This window comes from Rhizobium oryzicola (genome assembly GCF_030504645.1).
GTDB lineage: Bacteria > Pseudomonadota > Alphaproteobacteria > Rhizobiales > Rhizobiaceae > Neorhizobium > Neorhizobium oryzicola.
Map to the genome: position 1 here is coordinate 129,108 of NZ_JAUKWQ010000003.1, position 20,539 is coordinate 149,646.

General features: G+C 59.4%; 18 protein-coding genes and 3 pseudogenes. 6 read left to right on the forward strand and 15 right to left on the reverse strand.

Annotation, left to right across the window (positions count from 1 at the left end; translation table 11 throughout):
• Nucleotides 1-117: 117 nt before the first annotated feature.
• From Q2T52_RS11290 to Q2T52_RS11300, 3 genes and pseudogenes are all read right to left on the reverse strand, one after another.
• Nucleotides 118-750, reverse strand: a complete 633-nt coding sequence (locus Q2T52_RS11290; protein WP_302076837.1) for a Rossmann-fold NAD(P)-binding domain-containing protein — start codon at nt 748-750, stop codon at nt 118-120.
• A gap of 121 nt (nt 751-871) precedes the next feature.
• Nucleotides 872-1,609: pseudogene (locus Q2T52_RS11295) on the reverse strand (IS6 family transposase).
• Nucleotides 1,610-1,657: 48 nt separating this feature from the next.
• Nucleotides 1,658-2,332, reverse strand: a complete 675-nt coding sequence (locus tag Q2T52_RS11300; protein ID WP_302076838.1) for a GntR family transcriptional regulator — start codon at nt 2,330-2,332, stop codon at nt 1,658-1,660.
• Nucleotides 2,333-2,807: 475 nt separating this feature from the next.
• On the opposite strand from Q2T52_RS11300, the gene Q2T52_RS11305 reads away from it, so the two are divergent.
• The 5 genes from Q2T52_RS11305 to Q2T52_RS11325 all read left to right on the forward strand — a co-directional run bounded on the left by Q2T52_RS11305 (nt 2,808) and on the right by Q2T52_RS11325 (nt 8,267).
• A complete protein-coding gene (locus Q2T52_RS11305) occupies nt 2,808-3,908 on the forward strand; it encodes an ABC transporter ATP-binding protein (protein WP_302076839.1) in 1,101 nt (366 codons plus the stop codon).
• A gap of 84 nt (nt 3,909-3,992) precedes the next feature.
• Entirely contained in the window at nt 3,993-5,270 is a 1,278-nt protein-coding gene (locus Q2T52_RS11310) for an extracellular solute-binding protein (RefSeq protein ID WP_436799535.1), read from the forward strand.
• Between the two features lie 5 nt (nt 5,271-5,275).
• Nucleotides 5,276-6,181: a carbohydrate ABC transporter permease gene (locus Q2T52_RS11315; protein ID WP_302076841.1), complete on the forward strand. Its 906-nt coding sequence runs from the start codon at nt 5,276-5,278 to the stop codon at nt 6,179-6,181.
• Nucleotides 6,178-7,101 (forward strand): carbohydrate ABC transporter permease, encoded by a 924-nt coding sequence (locus tag Q2T52_RS11320; protein WP_302076842.1) that lies wholly within the window; start codon nt 6,178-6,180, stop codon nt 7,099-7,101. Before Q2T52_RS11315 ends, Q2T52_RS11320 begins: the two co-directional genes overlap by 4 nt.
• An 80-nt stretch (nt 7,102-7,181) precedes the next feature.
• On the forward strand, nt 7,182-8,267 hold the full coding sequence (locus Q2T52_RS11325; protein WP_302076843.1) for a sialidase family protein: 1,086 nt from the start codon (nt 7,182-7,184) through the stop codon (nt 8,265-8,267).
• Here Q2T52_RS11325 and Q2T52_RS11330 read toward each other — a convergent pair.
• Complete coding sequence (locus Q2T52_RS11330; RefSeq protein ID WP_302076844.1) at nt 8,216-8,644, reverse strand: transposase; 429 nt, start codon at nt 8,642-8,644, stop codon at nt 8,216-8,218. The genes Q2T52_RS11325 and Q2T52_RS11330 overlap by 52 nt on opposite strands.
• A 63-nt stretch (nt 8,645-8,707) precedes the next feature.
• Here Q2T52_RS11330 and Q2T52_RS11335 point away from each other — a divergent pair.
• A pseudogene (locus Q2T52_RS11335) lies at nt 8,708-8,966 on the forward strand (transposase domain-containing protein); the annotation flags it as partial.
• Between the two features lie 50 nt (nt 8,967-9,016).
• Here the strand turns inward: Q2T52_RS11335 and Q2T52_RS11340 are convergent.
• The 11 genes and pseudogenes from Q2T52_RS11340 to Q2T52_RS11390 form a co-directional block, all read right to left on the reverse strand.
• Nucleotides 9,017-9,379, reverse strand: a complete 363-nt coding sequence (locus Q2T52_RS11340) for a hypothetical protein (RefSeq protein ID WP_302076845.1) — start codon at nt 9,377-9,379, stop codon at nt 9,017-9,019.
• A gap of 460 nt (nt 9,380-9,839) precedes the next feature.
• Nucleotides 9,840-11,052, reverse strand: a protein-coding gene (locus tag Q2T52_RS11345; RefSeq protein WP_302076846.1) for an IS3 family transposase whose coding sequence is annotated in 2 segments (ribosomal slippage) — nt 9,840-10,713 and nt 10,712-11,052 — 1,215 coding nt in all. Because the reading frame shifts where the segments join, the coding sequence is not laid out codon by codon here.
• Nucleotides 11,053-11,269: 217 nt separating this feature from the next.
• Nucleotides 11,270-11,482 (reverse strand): hypothetical protein, encoded by a 213-nt coding sequence (locus tag Q2T52_RS11350; protein WP_302076847.1) that lies wholly within the window; start codon nt 11,480-11,482, stop codon nt 11,270-11,272.
• Between the two features lie 73 nt (nt 11,483-11,555).
• Nucleotides 11,556-11,834, reverse strand: a pseudogene (locus Q2T52_RS11355) (transposase family protein); the annotation flags it as partial.
• Between the two features lie 167 nt (nt 11,835-12,001).
• Nucleotides 12,002-14,359: a penicillin acylase family protein gene (locus tag Q2T52_RS11360; RefSeq protein ID WP_302076848.1), complete on the reverse strand. Its 2,358-nt coding sequence runs from the start codon at nt 14,357-14,359 to the stop codon at nt 12,002-12,004.
• A gap of 33 nt (nt 14,360-14,392) precedes the next feature.
• Nucleotides 14,393-15,370, reverse strand: a complete 978-nt coding sequence (locus tag Q2T52_RS11365) for an ABC transporter ATP-binding protein (protein ID WP_302076849.1) — start codon at nt 15,368-15,370, stop codon at nt 14,393-14,395.
• Nucleotides 15,367-16,362, reverse strand: a complete 996-nt coding sequence (locus tag Q2T52_RS11370; protein WP_302076850.1) for an ABC transporter ATP-binding protein — start codon at nt 16,360-16,362, stop codon at nt 15,367-15,369. The genes Q2T52_RS11365 and Q2T52_RS11370 overlap by 4 nt, the downstream gene beginning before the upstream one ends.
• 10 nt (nt 16,363-16,372) lie before the next feature.
• A complete protein-coding gene (locus tag Q2T52_RS11375) occupies nt 16,373-17,158 on the reverse strand; it encodes an SDR family NAD(P)-dependent oxidoreductase (RefSeq protein WP_302076851.1) in 786 nt (261 codons plus the stop codon).
• Nucleotides 17,159-17,185: 27 nt separating this feature from the next.
• Complete coding sequence (locus Q2T52_RS11380; RefSeq protein ID WP_302076852.1) at nt 17,186-18,043, reverse strand: ABC transporter permease; 858 nt, start codon at nt 18,041-18,043, stop codon at nt 17,186-17,188.
• Between the two features lie 11 nt (nt 18,044-18,054).
• A complete protein-coding gene (locus tag Q2T52_RS11385; RefSeq protein WP_302076853.1) occupies nt 18,055-18,975 on the reverse strand; it encodes an ABC transporter permease in 921 nt (306 codons plus the stop codon).
• 30 nt (nt 18,976-19,005) lie between these two features.
• Complete coding sequence (locus tag Q2T52_RS11390) at nt 19,006-20,499, reverse strand: ABC transporter substrate-binding protein (protein ID WP_302076854.1); 1,494 nt, start codon at nt 20,497-20,499, stop codon at nt 19,006-19,008.
• Nucleotides 20,500-20,539 lie beyond the last annotated feature (40 nt).

Here is a 20,539-nt window from a genome sequence, read left to right on the forward strand (position 1 = left end):
CTCCCAGTTCCGTCGCAGCAGCTGTTCCCCTCTGGAGATTTTAGATCTCCACACTTCATGGGCCGCGGCTTTTGCCGGCGGCCCTTTTTTTGTTCTTCGTCGAGATCTAACCCGGCATTATCTTTGCGAGCTCCAAGTCAGGAAGGTCTCCGGTTTGGGGGCCTCTGTCCGCGCCTTCTCGATCAGCGGTATGAGGGTGTCGTTGACGAAGTCTTCCATTGTCGTGGGCAGCGCAGGCCGATCATCGCGGAACTTGACCCGCCCATCGTTCAGAGCTGCCGTGGTGTTCTTGTCATAGACCCACCGATCTAACGTCCCAAACCTCTCCCTGAATACCCTCTCGACCTCGCGATTGGTCGGATCGACGAAGCGATAGTCCACCTCTCGGCCGAGCGCCCGGCCGACGATCGCGGCGATTTCTGCCATCGTGTAATCGATGCCCAGCTGCTTGACCGACCGATGCTGGTCAGTCGGCGCGTCGAACTCCTTCGCTGCGAAATCGGAGAGGTCTGGAATAGAAACCCAAGGCGCTTTGACATCGGGGGCAAGTGTAAAGCCGATCCTGTCGTGCTGCGCGGTCGCATCCGCCCACCTGGACAGGTCCTCCATGAACCAGCCGCCCTGAAGATGCACCAGATTGATGTCGTGTAACCGGTTGAGGATCTGATTGAGGATATGGAAGCCTTGGAAATGACCAGTGTTTCCGCTGACCTCCGACCCCATTGCGGTCAGGCTAACGGCAAATTTCACCGGGGAATCCCGAAGTGCGTCGAAGAAGCGAAGCGCTACCGCAGGATAGTGCCCATGAAAGTCCTCCGCCGGTGATGTCACGTTGTTCGGGAGAGGTCAGGCGAAGGGTTTGCGGCTAAAATCAAGCAACCGCGTCGGTCGCAGCCTTCCACTGCACCATTGCGCGGATACGATGGAGGTGAGTGGCAAGGGCGGAGTGCTTGTGGTGTGGCGGGACGAAGTGATTTCTGATTGCTGAAAAGACCGAAATGAAACGTTGCAATCCGCCGGCCGATGGAAAGCCTAGCATCACCCGCTCTCGCTTTCGCAGAGATAGATGTGACTCTTCCGAGCGATTGTTCAGTCCTTTGCGCGACCGATGTTCAACGGTAGGCATCACGTCGCGCTTTGCCGCTCGTTCTAAGCGCGGCTTGTCGGCGATAATCCGCTTCGGCGCGAGGCTTGCTTATTCAGCAGCCGGACCAGTACTCGCTTGGCAGCCTTTGTATTGCTACGCGCCTCAAGGATTTCGTAGTCTTGGTCGACCGCTCGCCAAAGCCAGTGCTTCCGGTCGCCAATGGTGATCACCACCTCGTCCAGATGTCAGATATCCTTTCGCGACGGACGTTTTCTGCGTAGTTGCATGACATAGGCTGCACCGAATTTGTGGCCCCAGCGCCAAATCGTTTCATAGGAGACGACGATGTCGCGCTCCAACAGCATCTCCTCGACCAACCGCCAGCTAAGGGGAAACCGGAAATAAAGCCACACGGCATGGGCGATGATCTGCGGTGGAAAACGGTGGTTCTTGTAACTGATCGTCGAGGTGTTCATCGCGCCTGATTAGCCTGCAACAGCTAAGCCACCAACAACGTGACATCACCCATCCAAGCCATAGAGCTCCTGCACATGGCCGACCCTGCCCGGCTCAGAACTCGATCGCTCTTTCGCGTGCGTTCATGATGTGCCGATCCATGGCATCCGCCGCCCGGTGCGGATCACGAGATCTGATGGCTTCGATAACGGCGAGATGGTCTGCAAAGGCGGCGGGAAGAACCCATTCCGAAAGGCTGATCTTGTCCAATTTGATCAGCCGCATGCGGATCGCATTGACCGCATAGGCCTGGATCAGCAGGTCGTTCTGCGTTGCCTTGATGAGCAGCGTGTGAAAGCCGTCATCGATCTTCTGGCCGGCATCGAAAACCTGCGCGGTTGGCCTTTCCTTGACCTCCTGCAGGATTGAGAGATGCAAGGCCTTCTGCTCATCCAGGACCGTGTCGGGCAGTCGGCGGACAGCGCTCAGCACGGCTTCGCGCTCCAGCGCCATGCGCAGTTGAAAGGCCTGGCGGATCATCGGAAGATCGATCTGCGTGATCTGAATGCCTCGCTGGGGCATGACGGTCAGCAATCTCTCGAATTGCAGGCGGGGCAGCAATTCGCGAAGCGCCCCGATCGAGAGGCCAAGAAGCGCAACCAATTCCCGTTGCGAGACGAACTGCCCCGGACGCAGGCGACCATCGAACAAGGCCTCACGAAAACGATCATACGCGACCTGCTTGACGGATCTGAGTTCCGGATCATTGCCCGTTGTGCTGTCGCTCATCTCATCCCCGTGCCATCCAGTCGAACGGTCGCCATGCCATGTCTTCCCCCGCTTGTACAAGTCGTCCCGACAAAGCTGGCCACTCGTTTCATCTGATCAATCAGTCATCCATTCATTGATATAGTCAACCTCGAAATCAGAAGTCAAACCGGACGCTGATCAGAAGACGGCGGACGGTGCCCGGGATTCGCGTCTCTTTCCTCACGCGGGTCAGCAACGCGCGAAGTGCGCCAATTTTCCGGGTCCCCATCTGTCATCACATTGAAGTCTCAAGCGTTAGGCGACATACGCCACGCGAGGGTCAAGATAGTGTTCGCTTCGAAGCGATCTCTAAGTTAGCGAAAACTCATACAATCAGACCGTCGATGAATGATACAATAAGGGGTTTACAAGTGCCGGAATGGGAGTCAAATTCCCTTCGCTGCCTTGTCCACGTCACTACAGGCCGGCTTGACATTGCGCTTGGAGGGTCTTGGTGAGCGGACTTGAACTCGTCGGTGTAAGCAAGAGCTATCAGTCGCAGTCCATCCTGACGGATGTATCGCTTTCGATCGAGAGGGGCGAATTCGCGGTATTCGTCGGGCCGTCCGGGTGCGGCAAGTCCACCCTGCTGCGGCTGATTGCTGGCCTTGACCCGGTCACACAGGGCCAGATCAGTATCGACGGTCAGGATGTCAGCCATGCAGCAGCGGGGCGCCGCAGCGTGGCAATGGTTTTCCAGAGCTATGCGCTCTATCCCCATATGAGCGTATTTGAAAACATTGCCTTTCCCCTGCAGATGGCGCGGCTAAGCAAGTCCGATGTCAAGCAGGCTGTCCAGAAGGCGGCTGAGATCGTCAAGCTGGACGGGCGATTGGGCGACAAGCCCGCAAAGCTCTCGGGCGGTCAGCGACAGCGCGTGGCCATTGCCCGTGCGATTGTCCGCCAGCCAGCTGTCTTTCTGATGGATGAACCGCTTTCCAACCTGGATGCCGCCCTGCGCGCAGAGATGCGGATGGAGCTGACGCAGTTGCATCGGCGTCTTGGGACCACCATGGTTTATGTGACGCATGACCAGCTCGAGGCCATGACGATGGCCGACCGGATTGTCGTTCTGAATGGGGGGCGCGTGGAGCAGGTCGGTCCGCCGATGGAGCTCTACCACCATCCCAGCAACACTTTTGTCGCGCGGTTCATCGGCTCGCCGCCTATGAATCTTGTTCCGTGCAAGGTGACGGAAAGCGACGCAGCCCGTGTGAGGGTGTCGTGCGAAGCGGTCGGCGATCTTGTCCTGCCTTTTTCAGGAGAGCGGCTGAAGGCGGGAGACCACTGTGTGATCGGCATCCGACCGGAGGCCTTCAGGATCGGTCCTCCGGACAGTCGTGAATTTTTCTCGTTCCAGCTCGTGCCGCAGGTTTTGGAGCGCCTGGGCGTACACTTGATCGCCCATGCCCAGCTTAGTGCGCAATCGGTGACTTGCCTGTTTGATGGAGACCCCACGGTGATCGTCGGGCAGCCGATGACCGTGCACGTGGCCGCGCATCAGGTCCGGATTTTTGATGACACGGGAGCCGCACGCACGCCCATTTCTGGATGATAGCACCTGCGACCGCCACATAGTTCCATAATAATGAGGGAGAACATGGCAATGACCACAGGCAATGCAAACAGCATGACAGGCATGAAAACATCGCGACGGCGGTTTCTCGCCGGCGTGGCGGCAGGCGGACTGACACTCTCCGTTCCAGGACTTCGGCAGGCGTCGGCTCAATCCACATCGGGTGATCTGGTTTTCTGGTCGCAGCTCGCAGGAAGCAAGAAGGCCGCCGGAGACGATCTGGAAGCGGGCTTTACAAAGGCCTTTCCGTCGATCGCGCTGAAAAGTTCTCTTTATGCAGATCCGTCCCAGCTGAACGAAAAGCTGCTGACGGCCATCAGCGGCAACACACCTCCCGATCTCTTCGTACAGCATTGGGATTACACGCTGAATTACGGTTCCGGCGGCAAGCTCTTGGCGATGACCGATACGGTTGCCGCTTTCGGTGCCGGCGCTCTGGATGAGGGATTGCTCGCCTACAGTTCTGCAGGGGGGCCGCTCATATCAGTACCTCTTTACGGCACGTCGCGGGGGCTCGGATTCAACAAGGCGCTTGCCCAGGCTGCCGGTCTCGATCCGGCCTCTCCTCCGAAGACCTGGGAAGAGATCCGTCATTGGGCAATGGCGATGACCAAGCGGACCGGTTCGCTGTTGCAATGTGCGGGCTTCAATCTCTTCTATAACGATCTCGGCAGTTTTGAACTTTTTACCCTCTTCCTGCAAAGTGCGGGTGGCTCCATGCTGAGCGACGATCTGAAGGCGCCCGCCTTCAACGGCCCCGCCGGTCTGAAGGCGCTGCAGTTCCTGCGGGATCTGGTTCTGGTCGACAAGGTGACCGATGTGGGCTTTGGTCTTGGGACCGGGGCGGCCGCCGACCCCTTCACCCAGAAGCGCGCCGGGCTGATCGTTGCCGGCAATTACAACATCAACAATTCGCTGAAGGCCGGCATCGATTTCGGGGCATCCGCCGTGCCCTTGGAAAAGGGTGGCGGCTATACATCCTATCTCGACCCTTTCTGTTTTGCGGTACCTGCTGCGGCAAGCGGGCGCGCCCAGGCGCTGGAATTCATCAAATTTGCGCTCTCCGAGGCCGAGCAGGTCAAGTTCGCTCTCGCCAGCAAGAATGTTCCCGCTCTGAAGGCGGCCCAGCGCGATCCCGCCGTCCAGGCGGATCCCCTGCTCGCGCGCTTTGTCGAGTTCGCCAAATATGCGCCGACAAAAGTCCCGGCCCTTCCGGTCTATTCGCGCATCGTTCCCATCGTTGCCCGTGCCGTCCTGGAAACCATGTATGGGCGCAAGGAAGCTGAAGCGGCACTGGCGCAGGCGGATGTGGAAGTCCGCGCGGTTCTGAAGGGAGCCTGATCCTCATGACAGCGCCCCAGCCGCAGGTGTCCTCGCGAACGCATCGTTCCCAGTCCACCAGAAACTGGGGCGCATTTGCCTTCCTGGCGCCGGCCCTGCTGATCCTCTTTCTCACGCTCGTCTTGCCGGGACTTCTGACCCTTGGCATGAGTGTGACAGACGTGTCCTTTCTCAGGCCCACCAGTTTCGTCGGTGCGGCGAACTATCTGAAGCTGCTGAGCGATCCGCATTTTCGCGATGCCATGGGCAATACTCTCTATTATACGGTCGGAGTCACCTTTCCTACCATGGCGGTCGGGCTGCTTGCGGCCGTTGCGCTCAACCGGAATTTTCCAGGCAGGATCGCTTTCCGGACGATTTTCTATTTGCCCGTCCTCACCTCGCTGATCGCCGCCTCCGTGGTGTGGATGTATATCTATGAACCCTATTCCGGTCTGCTCAATGGTGTGCTGGTAAAGCTGGGGCTTGATCCTCAGCCCTGGCTGCAAAGCCCGGGGCTTGCCATGCCCGCCCTGATTTTGATGGCGATCTGGCGTGACTTCGGCACGGCCATGATCATCTATCTCGCCGGCCTGCAGGATATTCCGAAGGATATTTACGAAGCGGCGCGTCTGGACGGTGCAGGGCGGCGTGATATCCTGTTGCGCATCACCATCCCCATGCTGTCGTCGGTCAGCTTCTATCTGATGATCATCCTGATCGTTCAGACCTTCCAGGTCTTCGGTGCAATCTATGTGATGACCGGCGGCGGTCCGCTCGGTTCGACGTCTACGGTCGTGTTCCAGATGTACCAGACGGCCTTTGCCTATGCCGATTTCGGCTATGCGGCGGCCATGTCGACGGTGCTCTTTCTGTGCATCCTGCTGTTTTCCATTCTTGGAACACGTCTGATGCCAAGGAGCCGCGCATGACCGGGCCAAATTCAGGCACTCCGTTGCGGGCCGGTTCCAACAGCAGCAACCTTCGCATAGGTCCGATCCTCGAATCTCTGATCGGCTATGCCACGCTGCTGTTTTTTGCACTCCTCTGCATTGCTCCCTTCATCTGGATGATCGGCACCTCCTTCAAGGCCGATGCAGAACTCTACGAATTCCCGCCGTCTTTCCTGCCGGCCAGCCTGCAGTGGCAAAACTACCTCGATGCCATCCACTCGCCAAACGCACTGCGACAATTGATCAACAGCCTGATTTATGCCTGTGGCTCGACGCTCTGTAACCTCGTCTTCTGTTCGCTTGCCGGCTACGCGCTTGCCCGTCTGCAGTTTCCCGGCAGGACAGTGATCTTTGCCGCCGTCGTCGGACTGTTGATGGTGCCGGCACAGAGCCAGATCGTGCCGGTATTCCTGATCGTCCAGAAAATACCATTTGCAGGCGGAAATAACTGGCTCGGGCAGGGCGGTACGGGCCTTCTCAATACCTATTGGGGGATGATACTTCCCTCGGCTGCGACACCCTTCGGTATCTTCCTGATGCGCCAGTTCTTCACGCGGATCCCGATGGAATATGAAGAGGCGGCGAGACTGGACGGCGCCGGTACCTTCATGATCTTCTGGCGGGTCATCCTGCCGCTTGCACGTCCGTCCATGGCCGTCCTCGGTATTCTGAGTTTCCAGGCTGCCTGGAACGACTTCATCTGGCCGCTGATCCTCACCTCCTCCCGCGATATGGCAACCTTGCAGCTTGGCCTGCAATTGCTGCAGACGGGACCCGACGCGCGCTGGAACGTCGTCATGGCAATGGCGACACTGATCACCCTGCCGGTGATTCTGGTCTACATCGTCGTCCAGCAATTTGTGGTGGATGGCGGCGTGTCTACGGGGATCAAGGGTTAGGAAAATCAACGCACTGCGGATTGCCTCCGCCGTGGCGGGACATCCATCGTTTCACGGATCAAATAAAGGTCACCAGCATCATGGAGCACGTCGAAATCTATCGCCGCGAAGGTGAGTATCCCGCATGGCCAGCCAATTACGGTCTGTGGGCATGGGGAAGGGAAATTGTGGCGGTTTTCTCGCTGGGCTTTCGCGGTGCGCAGGAAGGTCTGCATGCAAGGGACATGAACCGCCCGTTCATCGGCAAGCAGGCGCGCAGCCTTGACGGTGGCCGCACATGGACGGACGAGCCGTTCAAAGGCGTCATTCCAGGCGGTACCAGCCTTTCCGGCGATGAACATGTTGTTCCGGCACTCCAGTGCCAGCCGAACATCGTACCGGCAAGGGACTTGCCGCCGCTTGACGAGCCGATCGATTTCACGGATCCCGAGACGGTGGTGATGTGCGCCCGCACCGGGCTGGTTGAAGGTGCGATCAGCTGGTTCTACGTGAGCCGCGATCGGGCGCGAAGCTGGAGCGGTCCGTTCCGGCTCGGTGATTTCGGCCAGAAAGGGGTTTCGGCCCGGACCGATATCGTTCCCCTGTCCCAGCATGAAGCCCTGTTCTTCCTCACCGCGGTCAAATCCAACGGCCAGGAAGGCCGCGTGTTCTGCGCACGCACGGTCGATGGCGGCCGGACTTTCACGATGCATTCCTTCATCGGCGAGGAGCCGGAAGGTTATGCGATCATGCCAGCCTCGCTGCACCTCTCGAACGGGGACATTCTTTCGATGGTCCGGTGCGCTGGCCGGGTCAACGGCGAGCGGCGGGCATGGATCGAGCAGTATCGCTCCAGCGACGGGGGCCTCAGCTGGCAATATGAAGGACACAGCGTTTCCAACACGGGCTATGGTGGCAATCCGCCAACACTAAACGGTCTTCCCGATGGCCGGCTTCTGCTGGTGTATGGCTATCGCGATGCGCCATTCGGCATCCGTGCCCGGGTCGGCGATTCCCTCGGTCATGGCTGGGGTGATGAAATCATTCTGCGAGACGACGGTGGCATGTCGGATCTCGGCTATCCCCGCACGGTAGTCCTCGAAGACGGCTCCGCTCTGACGGTCTACTATTTCAACTACGGGCCAGACACTGATCGCACCATCTCGGGCACCCTATTTAGACCATAGTCTACTGAATCTGAAGTCCGTTCATTGTCTTTTGGCGGAAGCGCCTTGACGGATGCGAGGATCTGGTCCAGCGATTTGGGCCGCTGGTATGGGATTGGGCTGAACCGCGCCGGGTTTGCCGGAGACCCCAACTCGTAAGAAGTAGGGTCTATGACAAGCAAATTGCCCTGCCGCGCCATCGTCCGCCAGGTGGAGAGGCTGTTGGCTCGCAATCCATATCCCTGGGCAACTTCCTTGACCGTCGCGCCAAGCCTAAAGCTTTCCGAAACGATCTTTGCCTTGGTCTCATCAGACCAATGTCGGTGAACCTCACGTCCAGGCTTTCTGGTTGTGAGAAACTCCAATGAGGTCTCCGTGGGGAAACTCCCGTTGTTCATCCATGGAAACCTCGATCACAAATCAGGCGGCAACGAGCGACGTGGGAATGGAACGGCGGATACGCAGAACTACAGACTTGGCTGATCTATCACCGTGCCCGTGTCGCGACGAAGTCTCCACTCGGCGAGGCGTTGGCCTACATCGCCAAATACTGGGATGGTCTGAAGCTCTTCCTGACCGACGGCCGCATCGAGGTCGACAACTATCGCCTCGCTGATCGAAACCTGCGAACTCAATGCCGTCGATCCGCTTGGCTACATGACCGCCACGCTCACCGCCAACGGTCACAAGCAGAATCGCGTCGATGAGCTTTTGCCTTGAAATCACCAGGGCTTATGTCGCAAGTGCCGCCAATGAAGGCTTATGTCTAATCAGCCATTGGCTCCGGCGCGAATAATCCCAGAGATTTCCGGCTTTTGTGCGTCCAAAAACATATACGCTCGACCCAACAGTGCCTGCTTTCCAAACGTGTCGAATTTGTTCGGGCCCAATGGAGTGATAAGAACTTCCGATGGCGTGAGGCCATCTAAATGGCGGGCTTCGATCTCCGACCAATGAGCGTGTGCTACGTCATGTAACACAACGTTTAGAGCGGGATGGTTGTACTGGACCAAGATATTTCCATCGTCCATCGGTGTCGGATTCATATCAGGATGAGAGCTGAGGATATCGGACAAGACTTTTAATGAAACTTCGGCTGCCTCTTTTTCTGTGAGTCCTTCGTCCAAAAGCACACAAGTTCCGTTATGGAACACAACGAAGTCTTTGCGCCGATCTAGATAATAGGAAATCCGTGCCTATGACTCGGTCAAGAGGCTGGGAAAACGATGGATGCCAAGAAGGCACTGGCGGAAAGGACGCTTCGGGCGTCTCAGCTTTCTTTTTTTCGAGCCCAGGAAGCCAAGAAGCACTGCTAGGAATGAGCGTATTGTCACCTGTTCTATTCACCATCATCACTGAGTGAGCAAGCTTGCCAAAGGCCTTGCATCAGGCCGCGACGCTCGCCGTCGTAGGTCTCGCCGATACCAACAGGTATAAAGATAACGCCACCACAAAACTACTATGATCGCGATTCGCGCAAAGTCGCCACAGTTCTCCATGGCTGATGGGCATTTTGCTATCGATTCCGAAACCTTGGCGCAGGTGTGATTGGCACACCGCTTGGAGTGCCCCTCGTTTCACCGGACATGTCGGCTAGTTTGATTTAGCCCTGATGAACTGCCGTGGAGAAGCCATCTTGAGCGCGGAATGGGGATGGATTTCGTTATAGTCCTCGATCCATCCGTCGATGAGCCGGAGCGCTGTTTCGGCGTCCGGTAGTGCTGAGACGCGGATATAGTCCCGCTTCAGGGTTTTGACGAAGGCCTCCGACATGCCGTTCGACTGCGGACTGGCCACCGGCGTGAAGCAAGGCGTCAGATTGAGCGCCTGGGCAAACAGCCTCGTGTCCCTCGCGGTGTAAGCCGAGCCATTGTCCGAGAGATGCTCTATTGCGTGCGGGGCTCTCGTTGCTGCGAAGCGCTTCTGGACCGCCTCCAGCATCATGTCGCGCACGTCCGAGCCGGAGATGCCCGCGTTGGCGACCGCCGTCCAGGCGATGATCTCGCGGTCGAAGGCGTCGATGATGAAGGCGAGACGAATGACCTTGCCATTCCAGCAGGTGAATTCTAGCCCGTCCGAGCACCAGCGCAGGTTCGAGCGCATGACCATCACCTTACCGTCGTGGAGGCGGCCCTTGCGAACGGCCGTGTGCTTCTCCAGCAGCATGGCGTGGTTGCCCATGATGCGATGAACCCGTTTGGCGTTGACGACAGGCTTATCGGCGGCTCGCCTCTCGCGATTGAGGAGAGCTGCGATCCGCCGATAGCCATAGTTTGGCCTTTGATCCACCAGCCTGCGGATGATGGGCAAGAGCTCTGCATCCTCGGCCTTGTGATAGGAGCGACGCGGCTTCGATCTGCCTTTGAGCCGCTCGATGAGGTTGGAACGGGATACGCCCAGCGTGTCGGCGACGGTCTTCATCGGGAACCGTCCTTCGGCAACAAGATCGGCCGCGATATCCGTTTTTTGAGTCTGCTTTGGACAAGGCTTCGCGGAGGGTTTCGACCTCCATCGTCTTGCGGCCGAGCATGCGCTCCAGCTCGCGAACACGATCCTCCAGCTTCTTCACTTCCGAATTGCCGACAACCGGCTCGTCAGAATCCACGGCTGCAGCACCTTTCTCACTCAAGAGCCTGCGCCAGCGGTAAAGCAGATTGGGCGCGACGCCATGGCGGCGAGCGGCCGAAGACACCGTCTCGCCTGGTTCGAAACTCTTCTCGATGATTGTCAGCTTCTGCTCGGTTGTCCACCGTCTACGGCGGACATCACCCGTCAGCAATTCAACATGTCGATACTCGTTAGACATAAGCCTGTCCTCAAGCCTGCGCTTGAGCCTTTCTGCTTATGCCGAATGTCCGGTCGAAATGGGGGGGCAGTTCACCGCTTACGGTGAAAGCCTTTTACAGTGCCAGTTCGCTAGTGATATTTAAGTTGCGATCAGGTTGGTCGCGCGCGTTGGTGTTGGCGCACAGATCACTGAGACCGCGGAGTTTTTGGGCCTCGGCTATGACGTAGCTGGTCTGCTATTTCATCCGACTATCGGCGGTAATCGCAGTGATGACTCGGTATCGCTGACCCGGGTGATCACTGCCCAGCGCATTGGCGCGGGGTAGCATGGCCACCGCCGCGGCAGGACCAAAATTGGTAACGGCGTCGTGGGTCGAACTGCCATCATAAGCGCCATCGGCCTTGAACTGCATGATCGGCATTTCGATCCAGTCGAGCAGCGGCGCCACTTGGGAAGCGCCCCCGGGGCATCATAAACTTAGCGGTACCGCGACCGGCGGAAATGATCGGCTTCGCGGATGGTCATACCGGGATTATTTTCCCCCACAAGCTTTTTGGGGCCGTCCGCAGTCTGCGATGGTGGCTGGCGGAAATGTTGCGTCTTGGGACGTGGAAGATGTTGAAAAATGGATCGTGAATGGAGATGAAGCGCTGCAATTGTCGCTGTGACCTGAAGCGCTTCATGTTCCGCGCAGGTCGTCAGGTCGGCTTATGCGAATTCCCGACTCGATTGCTGAGGCCTTTGTGTGAACGGCGCTCGACCCCGGGCATGACGTCTCGTTTTGCGGCCTCATAAGATCGCTTGCCTGCGGCATCATGTCCGGAGTGGCTACTTGCTTACACCTCCGCCAAACAGATCAAAGCGCTACAATGCAGAACACCCTACGAAGCAATTGGCAAGGCGGGTCAGGTGTGTAGAGCGGTAACCACTGCACCTGTTCCGTTCCTGGGTATGCGCTGATTTGAAATTACCACTTGGGAGTGAGCGCAATATAATGCGCAGTCTCGGTTTTGATGCGATCGGCACTGAAGAGTAATGGCACATATTCTCCTTCAGACCACGGTGCAGCCAGATCTCTATAATGGACCGAGCGCGGATCACCCGACTGTCCGGGCGCATTGATGCAGACACTGTTGTCCCAATCGCCGACATCCATGACGAGGCGCACGGAAGCGCCGGAATTGACGCCGAAATCACCAACGCGGTAGGCCGCATGCATCGGCGTGGAACGGCTGCCGCCAACCGAGAGCGGGCCAACATTCCATGCGCCGCGGGCCTCCGTCTTAATCCGGTCCGTCGCGTGTTCGAACAGGGCCTGATGCAGATCCCCCCAGCGCCATGCTTCGGGATCGGTCCCGAGCCGGCGCTCGCAATCGGCAAAACCGGCAGAAAGGGTCGAGAGCAGCAGGGTGTCACGCTCCGATGCCGGCCAATGCGCGCCCGGTTCGGCCAGAAGCGACAGCATGCGGTCGACATCGCCGGGCAGCAGTAATTGCCGCACGACCGGATCGGGTGCAAAACGTGCTAGAAGGCCGGGGCGAAGATGCTTCATCCACCAGACTTCGAAGAGCAGCGCCGGTGCGCTTGCTGATTCCAGCCGGTAATTCCAACCATCGAGGAGCGCAGAAGCTTGCGAATGCACGGCATCGAGCGCATGCGTTTTGGTGATCTCTCCCAGAAGACCGCAGATGATGCCTGCAGGCCGGGAATAGACGTCTGTCTGCAGATCCATCGAAGCCTTCAGCGTGTGCTGCGGATCATTGGCCAGAACGGTTTTGATCCGCTCCGCGCGGCTGACCTCGGCCCATTCATGGCCGATCGATGGAGCAGCCGGATCGCGATCTTTCGGCAGGTTCATCTCATTGGCGGAGGCGACAAACCCTTCCGCCGGATTGTATTTGCGCGGCAGCTGGTCGGGGGGCAAAAAGCCGTCCCATTCGTAATTGCCGTCGCCGGGTACGGGCAGCAAACCCTGCCAGTTATGCCGCACTGGCGTAAAGCCAGCGGTAAACCAGCCGATATCGCCGGTCACATCGGCGCTGACATGGTTGACCGAAGGCGTGCCCCAGGACCCGAGCGTTTCGGCAAACTCTTTGACCGAGCCGCTGCGCATGTAGGACAGGCTGCCGAGATAGGCGGCCGAACCGGGTGAAAGCCAGACCGAGCGCATGGCGATGACAAGCCGCTTTTCCGGGTTTTCATGCAGGATCGGGCCATGGCGGGTGAAGGACAAGGTCAGCCTCTGGTCGGGATGACCCTTGACGCCAAAGCTCTCTTCGATCCGCTGGATCGTCTCGTATCCCTCGCAATAACGATAGTATTCCGGGTCGCCGTCCTTCGTCTCGTAGACATAGACGTCTTCCTGGTCGGCACCAAAAATTGTTAGGCCGAAGGCGTTGCGGTCGTTATGACCGAGCGAGATGCCGGGCGCGGTCGGCTCGCCGGTGCCGATCGCATTGAAGCCGGGGGCTTCGAGATGGACAAGGTAACGCAGCGAAGGGACGGCATGGGCACGGTGCGGATCGCTGGCGAGGATAGGGCGGCCGGTTTGCGTGCGTGAACCATGGACGGCCCAGTTATTGGAGCCTTGTTCGGCGACGGCCTGGACAATGTCGCCAAGATCGGTGACTTCGGTCCATTTCCAGACATCGTTGATACCGGCGGCAAGGCGAGCCTTGTCGAAGGTCACAGCGGCGGTTGCGAGCTTGAACAGGCGTGTCGCGGCCATCGGGATATCGGCAAGCACGATGCCCTCGGCGGGTTCCGGTGTTACCGGCGGGTCGAGTTCGAAGCGCAGGAGATCGGTTTCGGCATCGGTGCGGGCCATGATATTGGCGCGCAAAATTTCCGACAGGCCGTTGCGGGTCAGCGCATGGCTGCGGATGCGCACGACATCCGATGGCTGCCAGCGGGCCGGCTTCGTGCAGAAGACCGCAAATTCCGGCGGCAGGCGGGAAGGTTCGGCTTCGCAAAGCGCGATATAGGCGTTGATGCCGGCTGCAAAAGCGGTGCAGATCTCCTCTGTGTCCGGCGCGTACGAAACCCATTCGAACGCCATGTCGCCGCGGTAGAGGAAATGCCGGGCGGCATGGTCCTGCGCAAGATAGCCGGGACCGAAATCGGCGGCTAGCAGGCCGAGGCCGCGCTTGCGCCAGAGGTCGAGCTGCCAGAGCCGGTCGCGGGCGGCATTAAAGCCCTGCAGGAAGAACAGGTCCTTTTCATTCTCCGCCCGGATGTGCGGAATGCCCCAGCGGTCGACGCGGATTTCTGCCGCGGCATCGAGACCCGCAAGTTCGATCGTTTCGTTGACGGGTGCATCGCTCATGGCAGTCTCTTTTCGTTGCGGCGTCTTGGTCGTTCAGGCGTGATGGCAGGCCACACGGGCGCCGTCGTCCCGCACAGTCAGTTCTGGCCGCTCTCGGCCGCAGATTTCTGTCGCTAGCGGACAGCGGGTATGGAAGGCGCAGCCGGAGGGAATCATGGCCGGGCTCGGCAGTTCTCCGCCGAGGATAAGGCGTTCCTTGGAGCGCTGCACCTCCGGATCGGCCTCCGGCACGGCCGACATCAGAGCTTTTGTGTAGGGATGTTTCGGATTGGCGAAGAACGTGTCGCGGTCGGCGATTTCCACGAACCGGCCGAGATACATGACGACGACACGGTCGCAGATATGCCGAACGACACCGAGATCGTGGGACACGAACAGATAGGAGACGCCGGTGCGCTTTTGCAGCGCCACAAGCAGGTTCAAAATCTGGGCGCGCACCGAAACGTCGAGCGCCGAAACCGGCTCGTCGCAGATCACGAGATCCGGTTCGAGCGCCAAAGCGCGCGCGATCACCACGCGCTGCCGCTGACCGCCGGAAAACTGGTGCGGATAACGATCCGCATGTTCGGGCCGTAGGCCCACCTGCTGTAGAAGTGCGCCCACGCGTTCCTTCAGCGCCTTGCCCTTGGCGACGCCGCGCACGATCAACGGCTCGCCAATCGTGGCTCCGATCGTCGACCGCGGGTCTAGCGACAGAGCCGGATCCTGAAAGATCATCTGCACCTTGCGGCGGATGTCGTTCAGCTTTTTGCGGTCGGCGCCGACCACTTCCTCGCCGCCGATTTTGACGCTGCCGGCGACCGGCTGCTGCAGGCCGACGATCGTGTTGGACAGCGTGGATTTTCCGCAGCCGGATTCCCCGACCAGCGCCACCGTCTCGCCACGCACGATATCGAGCGTGACGCCATTGACGGCCTTCACGACCGCACCGGTCTTGCCGAAGAGGCCGCCATTGCCACCGAAATGCACGGCGACATCACGGATTTCGAGAACGTGCTTTTGCTCGCTCATGCCCCCACCTCGCGGATTTCCGCCATGCGGTCGATATGCCAGCAGGCGGAGCGGTGACCGTCGCCGCAATCGAAGAGCGGCGGGGCCTGGCTGCGACACTTGTCGGTCGAGAGGGGACAGCGGTCATGGAAGCGGCAACCGACACCGAATTCGCTCGGTGTTGGCACCATTCCCTCGATCGTCGCAAGGTCCGCCTTTGGCGCATGATCGAGTTTCGGAACGCTCGCAAGGAGAAGCGCCGTATAGGGATGCTTTGGTTCGCGGAAGAGCGTATGGACCGGGGCGATTTCTGCCATCCGGCCGGCATACATGACGGCCACGTCATCGGCGATATCTGCCACGACGCCCATATCATGGGTGATCAGCACGATTGCCGTGCCGCGTTCGGCGACCAGCTTTTTCATCAGGTCGAGGATCTGCGCCTGGATGGTGACGTCGAGTGCCGTTGTCGGCTCGTCGGCCACCAGCACGCGCGGGCCGCAGATCAGAGCGATCGAGATCATGATGCGCTGGCACATGCCGCCGGAAAGTTCGAACGGATATTGGTGCAGACGCCGGTCCGGATCGGGAATGCCGACATCGACCAGCATCTGCCGCGCCTTTTCGAACGCTTCTGCCTTCGAGGCACCGTGGTGAGCGCGAAACGCCTCGGCGATCTGCGTGCCGACCGTCGAGAGCGGATCGAGCGAGGCGCTCGGTTCCTGGAAGATGATGGAAATGTCCTTGCCGCGGGCCTTGCGGAACTGCCGTTCCGTGAGGCGCGCGAGATCGGTGTTTTCCAACATGATGCGGCCGACGGTGCGTTTGGCGGCGGGCGGCAGAAGGCCGAGCATGGCATAGGAGGTGAGCGACTTGCCGCAGCCGGATTCACCCACCAGCGCCATCACTCTGCCGGGGGCGACGGTGAATGAGACGTCGTCGACGACATGGGCGCCAGCGATATCGATAGTCAGGCTGTCAACGGTCAGAAGCGGGCTTGGCGAAACCTCCATCAAGTCCTCCTCAACCGGCCTTAGCAGCGTCGCGCTCTGGGCGCTTGTAAGTGCCGATCGAATTGCCGCCATCGACGGCAAGCGTCGCGCCGGTGATGAAACCGGCCTTTTCGGAGCAGAGATAGGCGATTGCCGCCGGTGCATCCATCGGCCCACTGGAACGGCCGAGCGGGATGTTCTTCAGCATGTTGGTGACGTAATCGTCCGAAAGCTCGCTGACCTCGCTGCCCGGCGCAAAGCCCGGCTCGACGACATTCACGCGGATGCCATATTCCGCGAGCTCCATAGCAAACCCCTTGGACAGCCGGTCGATGGCGGTTTTTGAGGTGCAATAGGGCACCCCGTTCTGCGTCATCTTTCGCGAGGCGCCGGAGGAAATGTTGACGATCGAGCCGGCCTTGCCTTCGGCAATCATCAGCTTGGCCATTTCGCGGGAAATTAGGAAAGGGGCGCGCAAATTGACGCCGAAGACGCGGTCCCAGTCGGCAATATCCATGTCGAGCAGGCTGAAGCGGGTATAGATGCCGGCATTGTTGACGAGAATGTCCGGCGCCTTCCACTCGCGCTTCACCAGATCGACAAGCTCCAGCATCGAGGCATCGCTGGTCAGCTCTGTCGCGTGCAGCAGAAGCTTGGAGCGGTCGAGGCCGAGTTCGCTTACCGCCTTTTCAAGTCCGTCCATGCGGACGTCGCTGAGACACAGGCGGGCGCCTTCCTTGGCAAAATAGGCAGCGATCCAGCGGCCGAAAATACCGGCGGCCCCGGTAATGACGATGGTCTTGTTCTCAAATTCCATGATGAAAGCCTCGAAATTGCGGAGAAATCAGCGGCTGCGGGAACGCGGATCGAGCTGGTCGCGCAACCAGTCACCGAGCACGTTGACTGAAAAGACGAGAAGGAAAAGACAGGCACCGGGAAAGGCGACGATCCACCAGGCGCGCTCGATATATTCGCGCCCGACGCTCATGATCGCACCCCAGCTTGCAGCCGGCGGCTGGATGCCGAGGCCGAGGAAGGAGAGGCCCGCCTCCATCAGGATCATCAGGCCGAATTCCGCCGTCGCCACGATAAGGATCGGGCCGGCGATATTCGGCAGGATATGGCGGAAAAGGATGCGGGCAGCCCCAGCACCGGCCAGTTCCGACGCCTTAATGAAGGGCAGATTGGCGACCTGCAGGGTCTGGGCATAGGCGACACGCGTATACCGCGGCCAGCGGGTGAGGCCGAGAACCAGAACGAGTTTCAGAAAGCCCGGTCCGAGCACGGCGACTGTCAGCACGGCAAGCAGAATGGCCGGGATCGACATCATGATATCGACCAGCCGCATGATGACGATCTCGACCGCGCCGCGGAACCAGCCGGCGACCATGCCGAGCGTCACGCCGACCAAGGTCGAGACGACGACGGAAAGGCTGGCGACACCCAACGAAACGCCGGCGCCATAAAGTGTGCGCGACAGGAGATCGCGGCCGAGATCGTCGGTGCCGAACCAGTAAGTGATGCCGCCGCGTTCGAAACCCGGCGGTTTCAGACGGCCGAGCAAGTTCTGTTTCGACGGATCGACCGGCGCCACGTAAGGCGCCAGGATGGCGAGCACGACGATGATCGTCAGGATGAGACAGACGATCATGACGGAAATCGGCACGCGGCGTAGGCGGGTGGTCAGGAGAGCGTTGTTCATGAAATTCTCTCCTATCGGGCTAGACGGATGCGCGGATCGACCAGCGCATAAACGAAGTCGGCGGCGACCGATGTCAGCACGTAGACGAAGGAAATCAAAAGCACGATCACCTGCACGACGAGGAAGTCGCGCGACTGGATCGACTGGATGGCAAGCTGGCCGATGCCCGGCCAGGCGAAGACTGTCTCGACGATGACGGCGCCCGCAAGCAGATTACCGATCTCAAGCGCCGCGATGGTGATGACCGGGATTGCCGCATTGCGAAGGACATGGCGCGTGACGACCGAGCCCATGGAAAGGCCGCGGGCACGGCCGGCCCGCACGTAATCCTTGCCGAGTTCGTCGATGATCGAGATGCGGGTCATGCGCGCGAAGGTCGACATGGAGAGCGCCCCAAGAGCGACTGAGGGCATGATCAGTGAGGCAAAATCGCCCGAGCCTGAAGTCGGCAGCCAGCGCAGGGTTACGGCGAAAACGAAGATCAGCAGGATGCCGGAGAGAAAAGTCGGCACGCTCTGGCCGGTGACGACGATTGCCGTCAGCACTCGTTCCAGCCAGCCTCCTCGGCGGGTTGCCATCATGATGCCAGCCGGAATGCCGATGCCGACCGCAACGACGATCGCCCCACCGGCCAGCATCATCGTATAGGGCACGCGCGACATGACGATATCGATCGCCGGAATGCGCTGCACGACGGACTGGCCGAAATCGAAGCGGATAAGTCCGCCGAGGTAATTCAGATATTGCACCCAGAGCGGCTGGTCGAAACCGAGCTGATGGCGCAGTTCGGTAATCATTTGGGCAGAGGCATCCGGCGGCACGAGCAGAAGCGTCGGGTCGCCGGAAAAGTGCATGACGACGAACACGATGGTAAGCACGCCGAAAATCGCAATGACAGCCTGAATCAGTCGCTGGACGGCATATGTCAACATCGTATTCGATCCGCCTTTGTCCATTCGCGCTTACTGTTGCCAGCTCATGTCGGTGACGAACATCGCCTCGTTGGCGGTGGGCGTCCAGTTGAGCTTGGCGTTGGCGCCATAGATCGCAAAAGCCTGGTAGAGGCCGATGCCGGGCACGTCGTCCTTCAGGATCTGGTAGGCCTGTTCATACTTGGCCAACCGCTCGTTCTTGTCGAGCGTCACGCGGGCGCCGTCGACGAGAGCGTCATATTGCGGGTTCTTGTACTTGGCCCAGATGCTGCCGCTGCGGAACAGGGGGAAGATGATGCCGTCCGCATCCTGGCAGGCGCAGGACCAGGCGCCGAAGGCCATGCTGCCGGCATTGGCCGGTTCGCCCTGGCGGCGCTTGAGGAAGGTCGCCTGATCGCTCGACGCGATTTCGACATTGAGGCCGACTTCGTTGATCATCTGCTGGATGGCTTCGATCGTCGCGCGGTTATAGGCGGGCGAGGTCAAGAATTCGAGCTTGGCACCTTCTGCACCGGCTGCCTTGACGAGGGCCTTTGCCTTTTTCGGATCGTAGGCGTAACCTTCGACCTTGTCAGTGTAACCGAAGATCGGCTTGGCGCCGACGATATTGACCGGGTTGCCGTAACCAGCCAGCAAGGCATCGACCAGCGCGCTGCGGTCGATAGCGTAGGCAATCGCCTGACGGACGCGGACATCCTTGGTCGGGCCTGCCTCGGCGTTGATATAGAGGTAACCGACGCGTTCGGTCGGAGCCGACAGAACCTTGATCGCGGTTTCGCTCTTCATGCTGGCGGCCTGGTCAGGCGTGACGCCGCTGATCAGATCAGCCTTGCCGGTCTTCAGGTCGGCGAGGCGGGTGGAGGCGTCCGGCACGGTGCGGAAGGCCACCTTGGCGAAAGGCGGCTTGACGCGCCAGTAGTTGCCATAGGCTTCTAGCTCGGTCTGAACGCCCTTCTGCCAGTTGGCGAGTTTGTAAGGCCCGGAGCCGAGCGGTTTGGCGTTGAATTCCTGGTCGCCGACCTTTTCGACATAGGCTTTTGGCACGATCGAGAGCTTGACGAGCTGGGCGAGCAGCGCCGGATAGGCGGACTTGGTCGTCATCGTCACCTTGTTCGTACCAGTGACTTCAGCCTTGGCGATCTGGTCGAACTGGGTGAGCTGTGGGCTCTTCAGCCTAGGGTCGATGATGCGGTTGATCGAGAAGGCGACGTCTTCGGCGGTCAGCTTGCTGCCGTCCTGGAAGGTCACGTCATCATGAATCTCGAACTCGATCGTCTTGTCGTCCGTATATTTCCACGACTTGGCGATCTGCGGCACGATCTCGCCGGCCGGATTGCGGGTCAGAAGATTGTCAAAGATATTGCGGTAGATGCTGTAGCTGTTGGTGTCCCACTGCAGGTGAGGATCGAGCGTCGCGGCATCGCCGGAGAGATCGATCGTCAGCGCGTCCTTGGACTGTGCAAAAGCGGCAGACGATGCAAGCGTCAGAAAAACCGCGGCGATGGATGTTAATCTTACAGACATGTCCCTTACCCTCATTGTTGTTTGTGCTGATTAAATATCT